Annotated in this window: 22 protein-coding genes; all 22 read right to left on the reverse strand. The window is 50.6% G+C overall.

The genetic code is table 11. The features are described 5' to 3' along the window. Positions 1 to 19: 19 nt before the first annotated feature. Positions 20 to 244 carry a hypothetical protein gene (locus Q1B04_RS16610; protein ID WP_299760850.1) on the reverse strand — a complete coding sequence of 75 codons (225 nt, stop codon included), beginning with the start codon at positions 242 to 244 and terminating at the stop codon, positions 20 to 22. Between the two features lie 28 nt (positions 245 to 272). After that, complete coding sequence (locus tag Q1B04_RS16615; RefSeq protein ID WP_299760852.1) at positions 273 to 1007, reverse strand: hypothetical protein; 735 nt, start codon at positions 1005 to 1007, stop codon at positions 273 to 275. Beyond that, a complete protein-coding gene (locus Q1B04_RS16620; RefSeq protein WP_299760854.1) occupies positions 1007 to 1243 on the reverse strand; it encodes a hypothetical protein in 237 nt (78 codons plus the stop codon). The genes Q1B04_RS16615 and Q1B04_RS16620 overlap by 1 nt, the downstream gene beginning before the upstream one ends. Before the next feature lie 67 nt (positions 1244 to 1310). After that, entirely contained in the window at positions 1311 to 1889 is a 579-nt protein-coding gene (locus tag Q1B04_RS16625; protein WP_299760856.1) for a glycosyl hydrolase 108 family protein, read from the reverse strand. Between the two features lie 2 nt (positions 1890 to 1891). Further along, complete coding sequence (locus Q1B04_RS16630) at positions 1892 to 2533, reverse strand: hypothetical protein (RefSeq protein ID WP_299760858.1); 642 nt, start codon at positions 2531 to 2533, stop codon at positions 1892 to 1894. Next, entirely contained in the window at positions 2520 to 3206 is a 687-nt protein-coding gene (locus tag Q1B04_RS16635) for a hypothetical protein (RefSeq protein WP_299760860.1), read from the reverse strand. The genes Q1B04_RS16630 and Q1B04_RS16635 overlap by 14 nt, the downstream gene beginning before the upstream one ends. Continuing rightward, a complete protein-coding gene (locus Q1B04_RS16640; RefSeq protein WP_299760862.1) occupies positions 3206 to 3388 on the reverse strand; it encodes a hypothetical protein in 183 nt (60 codons plus the stop codon). The genes Q1B04_RS16635 and Q1B04_RS16640 overlap by 1 nt, the downstream gene beginning before the upstream one ends. Further along, complete coding sequence (locus tag Q1B04_RS16645; protein ID WP_299760864.1) at positions 3381 to 4247, reverse strand: hypothetical protein; 867 nt, start codon at positions 4245 to 4247, stop codon at positions 3381 to 3383. The genes Q1B04_RS16640 and Q1B04_RS16645 overlap by 8 nt, the downstream gene beginning before the upstream one ends. 233 nt (positions 4248 to 4480) lie before the next feature. Continuing rightward, a complete protein-coding gene (locus Q1B04_RS16650; RefSeq protein ID WP_299760866.1) occupies positions 4481 to 5812 on the reverse strand; it encodes a hypothetical protein in 1332 nt (443 codons plus the stop codon). Continuing rightward, complete coding sequence (locus tag Q1B04_RS16655; protein ID WP_299760868.1) at positions 5805 to 6119, reverse strand: hypothetical protein; 315 nt, start codon at positions 6117 to 6119, stop codon at positions 5805 to 5807. Before Q1B04_RS16655 ends, Q1B04_RS16650 begins: the two co-directional genes overlap by 8 nt. Further along, complete coding sequence (locus tag Q1B04_RS16660; RefSeq protein WP_299760870.1) at positions 6116 to 7861, reverse strand: hypothetical protein; 1746 nt, start codon at positions 7859 to 7861, stop codon at positions 6116 to 6118. The genes Q1B04_RS16655 and Q1B04_RS16660 overlap by 4 nt, the downstream gene beginning before the upstream one ends. A gap of 6 nt (positions 7862 to 7867) precedes the next feature. After that, entirely contained in the window at positions 7868 to 8701 is an 834-nt protein-coding gene (locus Q1B04_RS16665) for a hypothetical protein (RefSeq protein ID WP_299760872.1), read from the reverse strand. Between the two features lie 25 nt (positions 8702 to 8726). Next, positions 8727 to 9035 carry a hypothetical protein gene (locus Q1B04_RS16670; RefSeq protein WP_299760874.1) on the reverse strand — a complete coding sequence of 103 codons (309 nt, stop codon included), beginning with the start codon at positions 9033 to 9035 and terminating at the stop codon, positions 8727 to 8729. Positions 9036 to 9061: 26 nt separating this feature from the next. Beyond that, positions 9062 to 9433, reverse strand: a complete 372-nt coding sequence (locus Q1B04_RS16675) for a hypothetical protein (protein WP_299760876.1) — start codon at positions 9431 to 9433, stop codon at positions 9062 to 9064. Positions 9434 to 9524: 91 nt separating this feature from the next. After that, entirely contained in the window at positions 9525 to 10136 is a 612-nt protein-coding gene (locus Q1B04_RS16680; RefSeq protein ID WP_299760877.1) for a hypothetical protein, read from the reverse strand. 64 nt (positions 10137 to 10200) lie between these two features. Further along, positions 10201 to 10659: a hypothetical protein gene (locus Q1B04_RS16685; RefSeq protein ID WP_299760879.1), complete on the reverse strand. Its 459-nt coding sequence runs from the start codon at positions 10657 to 10659 to the stop codon at positions 10201 to 10203. A 32-nt stretch (positions 10660 to 10691) separates the two neighbouring features. Continuing rightward, the gene (locus Q1B04_RS16690) at positions 10692 to 11264 is read right to left on the reverse strand and encodes a hypothetical protein (RefSeq protein WP_299760881.1); all 573 of its coding nucleotides are present in this window, start codon (positions 11262 to 11264) and stop codon (positions 10692 to 10694) included. Positions 11265 to 11315: 51 nt separating this feature from the next. Then, positions 11316 to 13001 (reverse strand): transglutaminase-like domain-containing protein, encoded by a 1686-nt coding sequence (locus Q1B04_RS16695; RefSeq protein ID WP_299760883.1) that lies wholly within the window; start codon positions 12999 to 13001, stop codon positions 11316 to 11318. A 9-nt stretch (positions 13002 to 13010) separates the two neighbouring features. Then, positions 13011 to 13883 carry a transglycosylase SLT domain-containing protein gene (locus Q1B04_RS16700; RefSeq protein ID WP_299760885.1) on the reverse strand — a complete coding sequence of 291 codons (873 nt, stop codon included), beginning with the start codon at positions 13881 to 13883 and terminating at the stop codon, positions 13011 to 13013. A 2-nt stretch (positions 13884 to 13885) separates the two neighbouring features. Further along, entirely contained in the window at positions 13886 to 14356 is a 471-nt protein-coding gene (locus Q1B04_RS16705) for a hypothetical protein (RefSeq protein WP_299760887.1), read from the reverse strand. A 1-nt stretch (position 14357) separates the two neighbouring features. After that, positions 14358 to 14627, reverse strand: coding sequence for a hypothetical protein (locus Q1B04_RS16710; protein ID WP_299760889.1), 270 nt, complete (start codon positions 14625 to 14627; stop codon positions 14358 to 14360). Between the two features lie 267 nt (positions 14628 to 14894). Beyond that, a complete protein-coding gene (locus Q1B04_RS16715; RefSeq protein WP_299760891.1) occupies positions 14895 to 15104 on the reverse strand; it encodes a hypothetical protein in 210 nt (69 codons plus the stop codon). Positions 15105 to 15634 lie beyond the last annotated feature (530 nt).

Below are 15634 nucleotides of genomic sequence, written 5' to 3' on the forward strand. Positions count from 1 at the left end.
GGCTGCTATGGCTGTATGTTTATCTGTTTTTGCGACTGCCTTTAACACCCGCAGTCTTTTTTTTTGTGGTTTTGCGTTTGGCTGCAGTGGCCTTCTTTTTGGTTGTGGAGGCTTTCTTCTTAGGAGAAGCAATTTTTTTCTTTGCCGTGGTTTTGCGCTTGCGCGTGGCAGGTTTCTTTTTGCCGTTAAGCATGTTGTAGCCTAGCACAGCTCCTGCGCCTACGGCAATAGATAATGGGTCCATTTTTTAAGTATTAAGGGTTAAAAATTAATTACAGTGAAGGTTCTTTGGGTGCAGGCTTATTGAATAGACTCAAAGTAAGGTGCTTCAGGAACAGGGCTGAAAGTACGAACACGATGAGAGCTCCAATAACCAAGGCAAAAGGCCAGATGAAATTGCGCCATATCCACATGGCCGGTGACTCTTTCTCCTGTTCCGGCTGGTAAGAATGATTTAGGTGCACCGGCACTTCATAGCTGCTTTCTATCTCCTGCTCAACACTGTCTTTCAATGTTTCTTCTTTGCATTTGCACTTGCTGCTGAGATTGCCTTTTTCATCCAGGAATGTTTCCACTTCAGCGCGATCGCTTTTTTGCGTGTACACCTGGTTGGGCTGCATCTTGCTTAACTCTACCTGCAGGCCTGCGGAATCTGCCTTAACGGTGTTGGTGATGATGGTTTTAACTGTGCCGGTGCTCTTGATCTTCAGCGTATCAAGCTGTGAGCTGGCGCTGTTTTCCTTGGAGCCGGTGCATCCGGCCAGCAGTAGAAGGGCCAGGATCAACGGTGCCTTTCTGGTGATCAGGTCACGCAGCGCACCTTTGGTTTGCTTGGGCATGAGCATGAGGCCGGTGCTGAGCAGGATGGGAAGTATCGCATCTGTCCAGGTCACGGCCTCGACCTTAAACACGCTCGCAATGGTTGCCACAAAAAGCGCGAGGCCTAGCAGCGTAGTTCTCCAGCCGCGCACGATGTTGGCGGCTGCGTTTAGTAGTAGTGCTTTCATTATTGTGGAGATAAAACTTTTAGGGTGGATAAGTACAGCGCTGCGTCTGTCTGTTCGGCGGCTTTCCTGGCTGCGCTGCTGTATTTGTCGCCCTGATGGCCTGGGTCCTTTCGGAACCGTGGCTTGTGCAGCGGCTTTTGGTACTTGAGGTTATCCCTGTAGGCAGGGCAGACTGGGGTAACACAGCCTGATAGTGTCGCCGCCATCAGGATAGCGGCAAGCAGGTGCTTGCTCATGGATTAATGTCTTGAAGTTGCTTGTATTGGTACCAGGCCAGCCCAACGCCCGCTAGCAGGATCAGCGTTAGGCCAAGGTCTTTTTTTCGATACTGTCCGGAAAGCTGTCAACCCTGCTAAGCCAGCCTTTCAGGAACTTGCCCTGCGATGGCTTTGCATTGACTGTCGCTATGTGGTAAGCTTTTCTGGCTTCCTTGAACTTTTGGTAGAACAGGTTAGCATCTACATTATTAAGAGCCGGAAGCGTCTGCTTTGTGCCTACCACACCGTCCACGTCCACGGCAAAACCAAGCTGGCGCAGCACGCGTTGAGCCACCTCAATGCCGTTGCCGCCCATCAGCACGTGGGAGTCGAACAGGATATCGGCTATCTGCTGATTTTTGATAGAGTTTCCAAGCATCGTGTTCCAGAAGCTCTGCCTGTAGAAGTTCTTCACCAACACCTTCAGGTTGTAGTCATGGATCACTTCCCCTTGCTCCAGTGGTCGCACGGCCTTAATTGCGTCAATAAGCGCCCAGCCAGGCCAATTCGGCCAGAACTTGCGAGAGATGCCCTGGTAGGTTTCTTTTCCCATGTCGCCGGGTACATTTGCGTAACCGCCCTCACGCGGTATCAGGGCTCTGTAAGAAATGTCGTAGTTAGCCACGGTTAATTTTTAAAGTAGTTAATGATGTCTTTAAGCTGCGCCTGTGTTTTGTCCACCATAGTGCCGAACTTCCGCTTGTGCTCGCTATACTCGCTGATGCTGAAGCGGTACACCTCCTTTGCGTCAATCCACACGTTGTAGGAGACTCCAGAGATGGTAACCACTGCCTGAAGCATATTATCCTTCGTTTGGCCGTTCCAGATGCCGACGTACTTGCCGTGGTCCAGGTGCGTGATCTTGTCTCTGCCGTAGCCGGTGGAGATGGCGTAGTCGCTGCCGGTGCTGGCGTAAAGGCCCTCGCCGTTCCAGCTGTTCACTACCAGATAGATCGTGTTGCTGCCAGCGGGGGCCACCACCACCGGGGGCGTAGTTACTGGAGCAGGCGCGGGTGTCGTGGAAGGCTTGGAGCCGCCGGTCGGGGCAGGGGGGATGCCTCCAGGCATGGCCTCCCCAGACTGAGGCACGGTGCTGTTGCCGGAGACATTGGACCAGGCAAGCAGGCCTCCCAATACCGCGGCACCTATCAGCCACCCGCTGAAGCCTTTCCGGTCAGCCTTTGGCTGCGGCTTGTAGGTATTCTTCTTGGCTGTGCTTTTGCGCGGAGTGTTAGATTTGGTAAGCGGTTTTTTTCTAGGCGGATACATGGTTTTTGATTTTAGCAGTCGCACTGTCGATATAGCGCATCTGCCCGTTGTACATAAAGCCGTGGAGTACCTGGCCGTTGGCTACCTGCATGCTTTCCAGGTAGGAACCGAGGGCTATATTGGCTGGCACAGGCTGCAAAGGATTTAGTTTCTGATCCAGCACGAGGCCAGGTGAAACAGTGGCGATATACTTCTTGCCCTGTGCAGGTAGTGCGCCCAGGCCTGTTGAGAGAATTCCCCTGAACCTGGTCATTTCCTCCGCGTTGAGGTCACTCTGCAAATCCTGCAGCAGGTCACGCTGGTAGAGGGCTCTGTACTTCTTGGCCACATCGTCAAACCCCACCAAAGCACGATTGCTATGAATGTCTTTCGCGGCTGCAAATACCACGGTGAGGTTCGTACCGTCACCGATGGTATCGTTTGCCCACTCGCTAGTGATCATGCCGGAGTAGAGTTGCATAGCCAGGTTTGCCGCCAATCCCTCTTTTGAATTCGGGTTGGATATGTCATCCATCACCCCGTTTCTGGCTGCGTCAGTGAGCAGTTTTTTTATCAGGAAATAGGAGCCACCTGCTGCGGCCAGAAGCAGAACCCCATTCACTGCCTTGGTCATGGCGCTTTCAGGCATACCAGGCATTTGCACGTTTATAGCAGGGAGGGTAGAGCTAGCCATTAGATGAGGTGTTTGAATTGCCTGATTTTGAAGTTGATTCCGAAGGTTTTAGACTTTTGTGCCAGCAGGAGCAGGTTGTCCGGCTCTATGTTGTTGGCGATGGTCTGTAGGGCGGCAAACAGGCTCTGTGCCTGAAGCTGGTCGTTTGCCTTGATGGTAATCTCTTTCTTAAATTCAGACATGTTGCGTGCTGCTTATGATTTGCGATAGGTTTAGCTTGTTTTGAGATACCAGAAGCGCCACCGCGTAAAATTCCCCGATTGCCTGCTCTGATTGGCCTTGCAGCCAGGAAGTTAAGTTGTTATAGGCGTTCTGCGCCTCCGGAGAGAGATGTTCAACCGGTGACGGCTCCGGCACACCTCCGATCTGCATGGGAATCGCTTTGTTGGTGAAAGCGCTGATAAGTACCCCCAACAGCTCCGGTTTCGCCTCAATCACAGAAGTGGCGCGGTCAACCAGGCCGTTCAGACCTTTAGAGGTGCTTGCCTCGATCTCCAGCTTCTCCAAATTGAACTCCCGATCCTTCAGGCTCAGGTCCTGCTCCAGCCGCCATCGCTTCTCGCGCTCCTCGCGGATCGTCTGCTCGTGCATCCGGACAGTGTCTCGCAATTCTTTGATCTGCTCTTTCAGGTCATTTACCTGCTGCGCTTTCTCGTTGAGCAGGTAGTTGGCCGTTCCGTTTAAGCCCAGGCCCTCAATAAGCTGGCTGTTCTGGTTTTGCTGCGGTTGCTGGTTGTACGATGGGATGATGCCTGACATGTCGTTGGCTTGGTTAGGGTTAATCAATAGGTAAGTGTCGCTCAGTTTGTTTCTGCTGCCGTTGGGCGCGTAGACCTCCAATGAGATGCGGCAGTTCGGGTAGTACATGAAAGCGCTTTCCACCGTGGAGCGCAGACGCGGCTCGTTGAATGGCTCCTGGCTCATCAGGGTTTTCTTTGGTAACTCATCGCTGGAAGCGGTGATACTGCAGAAAATGGCTTTGTTTCTTCTTCCGTTGATCTCTAAGATCGCCTGGTCAAGGGTGGATGGGACTAAGTTCATGTTTGCAATAGCGTATTTTGTTGGGCGGCATTTACCACCACCGTTTTCTAAATCTCCTCTTTTGCTTTGGGCTAGATCGGTGCCGCTCCATCGTCAACGCTCGCAGGGCCACACGGGGAGGTGGCACGGGCTGATATCGCTCCAGTGTCATAGACCCAAGCGTAAGTTCGGGCGGCCTGCCTGTCCTTACACTCTCCAGTGTAAAGCCTCTAAACTCTACCTCGATTGCCATTTTATGCTGTAATTGCTAGGTTGTTCATTTTGAAGGCAATTTTAAAATAGGCCCCTTTCGGGATCTGAACCGAGGCTGGGCTAAAGGAATCGTCGGCGACGCCTCGTCCTTCGGCATCCAGCCGTACCCTGCGAAAGAACTCCTGCGTTTTCCACTCCGGGATGCCCTGGTCGCTGTCAGCAATGGCCAATTGGAAGTCAAAAGCCTTGCGTTGGTTTTTGGTACTGTTCGGCGCTTCGGAACGGGAGCCGATAAACTGCTTCGCGTTGCCGTTTGTCACCACAAAGGAGGCGCACAGGTTGACCATGTCGAACTCAATGGCTGTGCCTATATTAATCCATGTGGATTCATAGCTGCCCTGGCCCCGCTCTAAGTCCAGGAGCATAAGCCCCCTGGCTACGGAATAGGAAAGATTGCTGCTGCTCTCCCTGAATGTGTCCCATAAGCTTTCTGCCGAAAACCGGTAGCCGATGCGCTTTGCCCCTAACTCCAGTCCGTCATTGGCCGCATCCCGCAGGATGCAATCTGGCTTCATGGTAAAGTCATTTTCCCAATAGCTAATGCCGTCTCGCCCTCCTGAGTAGTCGTTGAAGATGTCTCCTGGCGCTACTTGGTAGCCGTTCACCTGGTAATGCCCCTCACCAAAAAGCTTCCATTGTGCGTTGCTGTTGCCGGAGAACCCCCCGTAAATGTTGTTATAGTTGAATTCCATTCCCCCCGGCCTGCTGGCTGGGAGAGCTATGCTTAAACTGTTGCAATTGATGAAAATATTGTTGCGGACAATAAACCCGCCGCCTGCATTTCCGAAGCTTCCTGAACAGTTTGAAAATGTATTGCCTGTTAAAATCCCCGCATAGTTTGAAGAGGACGTGTTGGAAAAACGGCACTCATTCATTATGCATTTTTGGATGCTGAAGCGAGGCAATCCCGAAGAGGTGCCTGTTGCCGAATTCAAATAGCAGTAATGCAACTCACATTCATCAAGCAGCACAGTAGCGTTTTGATTAAAAACAACATAGGACGTACCTTGCCAAAAAAGAAGTTTAAACCCTCTAACAGAATTTGTGTTGGCTGAGTTAAAGCAGGTTGTGCCGTCTGGCAAGGAAGAGCCGTCACAAACGGCCAAGCCTTCTGCCTCCCAATTAATTCCCTTGCTCGATGATGGCAAGCCTTCTGCGAAGTAGCCGCGGCAAATAATCCTTTGCCCTGTAGATGCGCTTATATAAGCCCTGTTAAGTGTGGCAAATGGGTTTTTATCCGTTCCGTTGCCGCTCATGTCATTGCCGAAATACGAATCAACGTACCAGTTTCCGGCTTTTGAAAAATTAGCCATTTATTACCTCCAGGTTTAAGTAGTGCGTGCCAGCAAAGGCTGCTGGTGTGCCGTAAGGGTGCTGGTATCGGCATTCCACTGTCGTGCGAATTACCAGCCCTTCCTGCGTTGAGATATCGTGAACTAGCCAATCATATCTTTTTGGCAGACCGGGAGTGTCATCTCCCTTCCATACTGATATGTCCTGATTGGCACCATTGTAACTGAATGCAATAGCGTTGATATAATCCTGTGTTTCTGCATTTTGCTCCGTGAAAAGCAACTCGCTGTTATATATTAGATTATTATTAATATGAAGTTCCATCATTGGTAGATTTCAAATTCAATTCGGTTCGCTGAGATAGTATGATAGTCCACGTAGTTAAGTCCTGGTGTGACAAAATCTCCTGAAATTTTGCGGAACTCACTTGTGAAAGTTGGAACGACATTCCGGCTGCATATCAGCTCCAGCCGCCCCACAATCCCTTTTTTAAATGCTGCCAAGTCAGCCGAAAACTGCATTGTAGTAGTGATATTGGCTGTTATAATGCGCTTCCTGTCAAACTTAATCGCATAGTTAGTTGTTAGATCACCAATGTCGTTTTCGTTTACATCCAGCTTGTTCAATGCCGCCTGAAGCCCTTCCACTTCAGCTATTGGGTGTGCATGGTTCGGTAGCCAAGGGTTGTTGATTTTCTCTTTTTCCTCCGGGGTTATGAATTTGCGGGTCTGTGTTTCTGTGATTTGGTCTGCATTGTAGTCTCCGGCCTGCGGTGTTACCACTCCTTTGCGGCCAAACACACTGGAAACTTCCGATGTATTGTCTACCTTGTCCCATATCGTGCCGTCCGATACCAGCCAATCGCCCACCCCAAGCTCAAAGCCGTGCTGCGTTCCGGCAACTCTCACTACATAGTAATGCCCTAGTGCCGTGGTTGGGTCTGCCAAGACAGGTATATTGGCATTGGCATCAAAACTCCCTTTGTACTCCAGCTGTCCGAGTACTGAATCTGGAAGCTGCGCCATATCTATCTTGCCGTTTACAAGGCGAGCCTTGTCGGCAAGTAGAGCATTGACCTCTGCCTCAGTATAGTAGCGGTCGTCATGGTTATGGCTGGAGGGCTGCGTGCTGTTGCCTGGCAGAACCTCCGTCCATACGTCCGATTGGTCCCCTGTGCCCTGCAAATCCAGTTTTTCTGCGGCCGCCTCTGTATCGTAAGAGTATTTGAGCGTTTTGTTCCCCAGGCTCATGTTGCTATAGGTGCGCCTGCCGATCAGCACGGCTGCACCGCCCCCAAGAGGCCTGCCGTACAGGTCGCGGTATGGCTGATTGTCCCAGAACTCATACACGCCATCCAGATCATCATGGTAGGAAATTGTCGTGCCACTGTAAGTTCCGGCCACGTACCCAGCAGCAAACGGTAATTTAGGCTGAGGCGCATTGGCTATGTTAAACACGTAGGCAGGGCTAAGAAACATCTCGAAATGCTCCTCCACCATGTAATTCTCATAGCCAGCGTTGATCTGGTCGCTGTAGGTAAGCTCCAGCACGTTCACGTCAGGAACGGTCTTCGTCACGCGCTCAGAAGTGCCTCCTCCAGTCAGGTTGCCCGTTAGCTTGAAGGTGCGCGGCAGCAATTTGCCGTTTGCAGCCGTTGCTGTGGCATCTTCCCATATATCCACGCTCATGCCGTGCCGGCGAAGGGAGAGAGGGATGGCATTCCTGCTGGCAATCGTTTCGTACTGGTGCAAGCCACCTTTGCTTAGGTTGGCATCGCTGGAGCCGGACACACTTGCCGCAACATCCTTTGTCCAGGTAAGCAGATTGCTGGAAAGCACGTACTTTCCGTTGTTCTCCGCTATAGGGTCAAGATGCACATAGCCTGTGTTGCCTGGACTTAACCATGACTTTGGGCAATCCTGCAACTCCGACAGCGTGGCGAAGCTCTTCGGGTGCCCTTTGATGATGTTGCCATCTGCAAGAGGCACTCCTTTTTGCACCTGGTCATCGGTTAGCCCAATGGTAGCAGGAAATTTTGTGCCCGCTACTAAGTCTGATTGATAGCTCATTTGAAATTATCCGATTGTGCCAATTTTGAAGGTGTAAGGTGAGCCACCGCCCAAGCCTTTGCCTAAAGAGCGTATCACAAAGTACTCTGTGGCATCCTGCTGCAGTATGCCGTTCGCTATTTCCGCGTCGGTTCTCACCTTGATGCGTGTTGCGCTTTCAGGGTTTGTCTGGTCAGAGCCAAGGAACTCAAAAACACGAAGCCCCCAGGCCACCGGGGCCAGGTACAGTATGTAGTCATCAGCTCCAGGAGTGGCTGTTACCTCGCTCATGTGCTGGTTGAATGCTCCGTGTTTGGTTAGGTTCGCACGAACCCAGGCTTCCGTAATGGTTTCGCCCTCCACGTTGCCCTTACCGTGGTAGGCTTTCACGCCTATTGCCCACTTGTCGTTTGGCTGGCTTGAAAGCACTCCTTTCAGGTCTCTTGCCCTAGCGGTATAGGTCTTTGGTGTGTTGAGCAGTATGCTGGAATCAAAAGCGGTTACAGTGAAATCTCTTACCCCAGCCTCCAGCGAAGTGCTGGCCGGAACTGCACCGCCTCCGATCATTATCTCTGCCAGATCAGGTGAATTTACCTGGCTTGTGCCTCTGGCTGTAATCCGCACCTCATTTACTATCGTACCTCGCTCAATTGTCATGAACGGTACGAATGCTGCGCCTCCGTTCAGCCTGAAATGCCCTGAGATAGTGGCAACCGGTGGCAGTTCCTTCACCAGGTAGGACATAATAAAGTCTTTCGCTGTAAGATACTTATGGGGCTGGTTGAACTTCGTAGGGTCATCGAAGTTACGCCCAACCACATCAATGTTTATCGGACCTGCGCCCTTTGCCCTCTGTGACATTGGTTTTGATGCTCCGGCGGCCATACTATCTTTTGTTAGGGCAGGTAAATAATATTTTAACAATCATGCCGTCGTTCCGGGCTGATTGCGCCTCTTCCCCAGGGTAAGTATAAACCTCACCGAACCTGCCGTATATTTCCCCGATGAATACATCGCCCACGCCCGAGTCAAATGTGCGTGAGGTGTCGGGCTTCACCTTTAGCCAGGTGTTGCCTTTGTCAAAAGATAGTTCAAGCATCGTAGTGCCGTCGTTCTCCACGGCAAAGCCGATGCAGTCGGTAATGTCCGTCTGAAACTCTTTGATATAGCGCTCGGGTGAAATGTGGGCTGACATGGTTTGGGATATGAGGGTAGTGATGATTAGCGGTTTTTCTTACCGGTCAGCTTGAACACGATATCGTAGCTGAGCTCGGCTGTAAGCACTTCGGGTATCTGCGTGACAACAGTCAGCTTCTGACCGCGAATAGGAGGGGTGATGGGCTTGATGCGCTGGCTTGGGGCAACGTCGGTGCTCACGATCCAGTCATCCTTGTGGGTTTGCTCCTGGTATGTATCGGAACTGTCCTTCAGGCCGATCTTGTAGTTTGGGATGCCTCCGTTTCCGCTTTCGTAGGCGGCTACGCCCTGGCACTCGCTGTACTGCTCGTCCAGCACTACAGAATCATTGTAGGTGCCTGCGGCAGTGCCTACAGGGTATGTTACAGTAAGGGTTTGTGACCTGCTCTGGCTCATCTTTTAAAAGTATGAAGTGAGAGAATTTGAAAGTTTGGAGAGGCCCTGTTGTTGTTAGCGGGCCTCTCCGTTGATTTGATGTTGGGGAGGCCTAGCGAGTAGTCGCGGCTCCGATGAAGTGCAGCTCAATGAAGTGGTTGTCCACGTTTCCGATGCTTGCGCCTTTCGGGAAACGAAGCTGCACGTTGATCTTAGACTTGGAGCGCAGCACCTTGATCACGCCTGACTCAAACGCGTCCACAGCGCCTGAAACCTGCTCGCTCTTAGAACCTACCAGCAAATGGCGCACAGGTATAGTCAGTATATCCTTGCCGTCCTGAGCGATTACTAGGTCAGCGTTGGCAAGCACCGCAGGCACATCATCGTATAGGTTGCTGTACTTCAGCAGGGTAGGGTCTGTCTCGCCGCCAGCTTTCGCAGACTTCGCATAGCCTAAGCGGATTTTCTCCAGGGCAAGGTTGCGGGCATCTTCCAGGATGTTACCGTTGAAAGTACACTCACCGTCTACCTGCTGCGTATTGGCGGTCAGAAGGTCAACGATGCCGCCTTTGTTGGTGATGTTCAGGCGCAGGTACTCCATGCCGTTTGTGAACTTCACGCCAGAAGCTGCGGCTCTTTTGAAATCAGGCTCGAAATTGCCGTCAACGTAACCCATGGCTTGCAATAGGGCAACGTGGCCCACTAAGAAAATAGAATTTCTCATCTTTAAGAGATAATTGTTTTAACGTTTGATTTTGATTTGGAATTGGTTTGAAAAGAGGGGACTGCTAGTCCTGGAACATACTTGCAGGGTTCACGCGCTGTGGCTGCTCCTCCTGGTATGATCCGGCCAGCATGAGCTGGTTTGCCGTGTTCTCGTAGTACTCGTAGGGCGGAAGCTCCACGCTGCCCAGACCTGAAAGCATCGGCACTGTTTTGGCCAGGAAGCCTTTGATGCCGGAGGTGGCAAGAGCGCCTGTCTCGTCCACGGAGTAGCCGTTGGCCACCTGGATCACACCGCCGATGGACATGCCGTGCAGTGCTGCAACGGCGGCTTCGTTCTTGATGTCCATTACCGCTGGCACCAGTATACCGGCTGCGGTCAGGATAAGCGGCACGTGCTTTTTAACGGCTTCAGGAGCCTTCTCCTGCAAAATCTTGCCGATTTTGTTAGCGGCAACGATGCCTGCGGCACCAGCGCCTACAACAATGGCATTGCTTTGGGCTTTTGTTGAATTGAATTTCATGAATTTAAAAAGGGTTATGGTTTTACTAAGGGTTAAAGCACGATCTTCCTATTGCCGGAGGGGCGCTGATTGGCGTTTGATTTTGGTTTGCTTCTGGTTTGCTTTTTCTTTTTCGGCACTCCACTCAGCCCTCCGGACTTGGAGCTGCCTTTAGGCTTGGACATGCCGCTTGCGAGCTGTATCGCTACATAGCCGCCCAGGAGCAGCCAAACCAGGCTCATTCCTCCAGCGCTTTCCTTCTTCACCGCTACCTCGGCACTTGTAACCGTAGCCTGCGTTTGGATCGGTTGCGTGCTCTGCGTGAAGGCGCCAGAGCCGGAGGAATCGGATGCGTCAAGGCCTACTTCCTTGAAAAGCATGTCTAACATGCACTGCGGTGTGTTGCAGTCGTAGTTTAAAGGCATGGTCGTTGGTAATTGCGTTGGTAATACTGTTGGCGGCGGTGTGATGGCTGGTCCTGGTACTGGTATGACAATGGGTGCTGGCATCAGTCGTTGAGGCTCCTGGTGGGGCATGCTGTACATGCCCCCGCCGCCGTACCCGCCGTCATCCAGGTACATGGCCTCTTCCTGGGCAAGTCTTACGAGCCCGAGATTTCGTTTCATTTTTTCATGGTAAGGAAGTGCTACAGATAAGTATGTGAGCTGTTACGCGCCTTATTTTTTGGAGCTTTTGAGCACCAACAGCAGCAGCAGAATCCCTCCGCCTACCAGGTACATCGTACTGTCGCTGCCTATCGGCTGCGGGTTGTTGTACCGGGGCAAATTGGCATAGTACTCTGCTTCGCTTTGAGGAAAAGGCGTATTCATGTTGATGTTGCCATCCTGCGGATAGTCCAAGTTCTCTGGTTTGGACGTATTGGCATTTGACAGCATCTTATTAATGGCTACTGTGGCAAGGCCTGCGACAATCTTCAGGATGATGGGCATGGCCGCTGCTGTGCCCGTTTCTGCCGCCGCTCCCAAGCCTTTCAAAAGATCATGTTTCTTCACCCCATGCTCCCAGCCCTGCAGTATGTTTTTCTGAAGTGAATCCTCGTCACCCTGAAGGCCGCGCCAAATCTTGTGCACGTCATCCAGCTTTTCCTTCAGCTTGCGCCATTCGTTCATTTCCAGGCCTTTGCTCTGTGCCTCCTGCTCCGTCCAGTAGCCGTAGCCCAGGCGCTCGGACATGTGAAAAAGGTTTATTTTAAAGGCCAGCAGCAAACCGTTTCGCATCAGAATCGAAAGAGGGTTGAGCTGTATGACCTTTTCAAAAGTCCATTCAGCCGCATTTTTAATACCTTCCCAGGCATCGCCTGCTTTGTCTCCTGTCCACTCGGCTGTGTTCTTAACGCCCGTGGCTACTGCTTTGGCTGCATCGCCCACCTTGTCGCCCACGTAGCTGGCGGCGTTAGATATACCGCTTCCGATAGCTTTGAACATGGATTTAGGCCATCCAGCCAAAGAGCCAAATCCTGCTAAATCATCGCTTTCTACAGCATATTGGTTTAACAACTCTGTTCTCTTTTGCCCATCATGCCAGTTGGCCAGCAGTGTTTCAACCTGTTTTCTAAACTTGGATCCGGCCTGAGCTGTTAATGCTTTAGGATTCGCTTTCAGTTGATCCAGGGTGTTTTCAAAGTGCAGCCTCATTCTCTCCAGCATATCCAGATACAGCGTTGCTGCAGAGTCCACGGCTCCCAGGCCTGCCAATGGTTTTTTTCCGAAGTCGGTGAACTCATTGCCGAAGCCAGGTGCTACAATATTACCCACGCTAGGTGTGCCGTTGAGGAATTGGATCGGTGTGCTCATCTTTCTGTCGTGCTTTGCAGAGTATGGTTCTTCGTTGTTAAACCTGTCCACCACACAGTCAATCGTGTAGTAGTCGGCGGTTTGATTTAGGTTTGAATTCGGTTTGATCGGCACCACCACATAAATGTGCTGCCAGTCATTTGCGTACTTGGTCATCCGGAAATAGTGCTCTATCCCCAGGTTGGTAAGTATACTGCTGATAAAAATGCTGTAGCAATCGCAGTCAACGCCTTCTTTCCTGTCTTCCCAGGAGCGCAAAGGTCTCCTGAGCTGCTCCACACCGGCTTTATCCAGCTTATACTGGATGTGCCGGTACACGAAGTCGAAGGTGTTGCTGCACGTTTGCTTTAGGTTTGATCCCCTCAGCTCCGGCGCGATCAGCGCAGTGTCTTGCAGTGTCTCATGCACAATCTTCTCCATGAGCCTGATGGTGGTAAAGACGCTTCCGCTCTTGCTTAGCATCGGGTCTGTGCGCTTTAGCTCACCGCGCCTGAAATACCTGTCGTAATCGGTGCCCGGGCTGAGTTTTCGCCTGTATTGTGCCTGCATCGCGTTTTTTTATACCAGGGTTAGTAACCCGTTCTTTCCTACAAGCTTTTTGATGTAGGCGCTCGGCTCTGCCTTTCTCTGGTCATCCAGCCTTGCCACCACTTGGTTAGGAGAGCCCGTCATGAGCGCCCCTTTCTTCATGGCATTGTAACCCATGTTATAGCGCACGACAACTTTGTCAAGGCGATAGCCTCCGTCAGCCTCTTTGTGCTCATCCAGCAGGATGCCCAGGAAGATGGAGCCGATCAGTATGTTGAGCTTCGGGTCGAACAGGTCTGACTTGGTGATGAACCTGTTCTTAATGATGCCGCCGTACTTTACCTCAGTACCTAGGTCGCGCATTTTAAGGATTCCCGAGTCAAGCCTGTTGCCCAAAGTCTCTCGCAGCCAGTCCTTCTCGTAGTTGGAAAGGCGCTTTTTAATGTTCTCCAGTGCCACCGTAAACACGGCAGTGTCAGGCAGGAGCTGCATCAGCCCTACAGCGTTGGCTCCGGACACAGCATTCGGATTGCCTCCGCTCTCGATGAAGATCATGGCAACGATCAAGTCGAAAGGCACGTGCGTTACTGCCTCCACGGCCTGTATCGTCTTGCCGTAAGTGCGCTTGATGTCATCCAGAGCAGCATGCACATTAGGTAGCTGGTGTGACTGGTAGTAAGTGTAGTCCACCATCGGCACACGCAGGTTGGTGATCTTTATTTTGCCTGTCGGCAGTCCGGCCATCGTGCCCTTTTGGAACATGATGTACCGTTCCGCCTTGGCGGCAGGTGTCAAGGGGTCTTTAGGTGTCAGGGCGGCATACAGAGCCAGAAGCGCCCCTGCACCAAGCAGCACCTTGAGGCCTGTTTGATTTTGGTTTGATTTCGGTTTGATAGCTGTCATGCCTACATATCAAATATCTGCCTGATGGGCTCCGCGCGGAGGCCTAGCACAGTAGGTGTTACATTAATACGAATGCGCCTTTTAAAGCCTCCGGACGATATTATAGTGTACAAGTCGGTCAGCATATTCATAATGGAACTGGTCATGTCCACGGTAATTTTCGTCTCGGAGCTTCTGCGAACGATCCAGTTATTAAGGTTTGGCCTATTGGTGGCGAATTCTACCCAATTGCCGCCATCCTCATAATCTGCCGTTACTTTCAGCGTTTCGATTGGCAGATCCACATCATGGTAATTATATAACCTTACCTGCACAGGGAAATTGACCATTGCCCCGCCTACGGAAGGCATTTCAGGTTTGGTGACGAACACTTTTAGGTCGGCCACCGCGTTCTTTGCCCTGCTGGCAGAGCTTGTAACCATATACAGCACGAATCCGGCAAAACCGGCTATCGCTATTGTTGAGCCTCTCATTCTATCTTCCTCGTTTCAACCAGGTGCTACAAATCATCAAAAAGGCCTCGCGGTTCGATACCAGGTATTCCCCCAGGTACTTCACGGTAAGCGATGTGATGCCGCCCACGGCTCCGTACCAAATCACTTCGATGCTTCCGGTGAGGGAGATCTCTGCCAGCATGGTTGAAGGAACCTTTGTTACAGAAAGCAGGAAGCCTGCGAAGAAGGTGAGAATGTTTAAGATCAGGCCTACGGGCGTTGGGGCAGGCGGCATGGCATCAGTAATCATCTAAGAATCATAAAAGCGTGCTACAGTTCGTGTTTCGCGTTGTTGTTGATTCAAAAGTACTAGGAGGGTTACAACCGATTTCCGGTTAGGGGAGGCAAGGCGCAATTATGGGAGACAGGGAAAATTACGGCAGTTTAGGGGGTGATTTTTGAGGGGTTCCGGTTTGATTTCCGTTTGATTCCTGATTGCAGAGGTGCAAAAAAAGAGCGCATGAGTATGCACTCATGCGCTCTTATACCTGAATATGATAGTTTAGTTATAGCAAAACTACAGCTCTACCTCATGCTGATAGCCGTAAAATGGCCCAAAATGCTTTACTATTACCTTAACCTGCTTTGGATTGAACACTTTTCCTCTGTAAGTGCCGAATTCTCTCACAAACTCTTCGTCTTCAAACCAGGCATTAAGTGATTTCACGGTGATGCCATACAAATTTGCCACGGAAGATTTATTATAGGTCGGAATAGCCTTAGACATTGACTTAAAACGATGGCAAAAAGGTGATACGATGTATAAATATAATGAATTCACTATAGATGCGCTACAAATCGCATTAAAGTACCCGCAAATTATACAATTCTGAAATTATCAAAAAATTGTAGAATAGATAACTGTAGCATATAGTAACTATTAGTAATAGGTATACCATCAATAGGTAGGTGCTGAAAAAGTCGGTTTTTTCCAAAAGTATGCACGGGATTTGTATAATTCATGTAAAATACGTCTTTTATTGCCATTTTCTTTGTATTAAACAAATTCATACTATGCACGGATTTTTGCACAAGTATGCACAGCTAAAGGCAAGTATGCACGGAGTCCGTGCATACTTTTGCGATTTCGTGCATACTTTGTGCATACTTTGTGCATACTTTTGTATGCAAATATTGCTTATACTCTCTTTATTCTATCTTTTTTAGGTTTGTGCATAGAATTAGTAAATAAAATAGGGTACCCTATGTTTACGCTTCCAAAGAAAGGGTTTGAAGTGGAGTATAAAGCTCTGTTTT

It is taken from the genome of uncultured Pontibacter sp. (genome assembly GCF_947495565.1).
GTDB lineage: Bacteria > Bacteroidota > Bacteroidia > Cytophagales > Hymenobacteraceae > Pontibacter.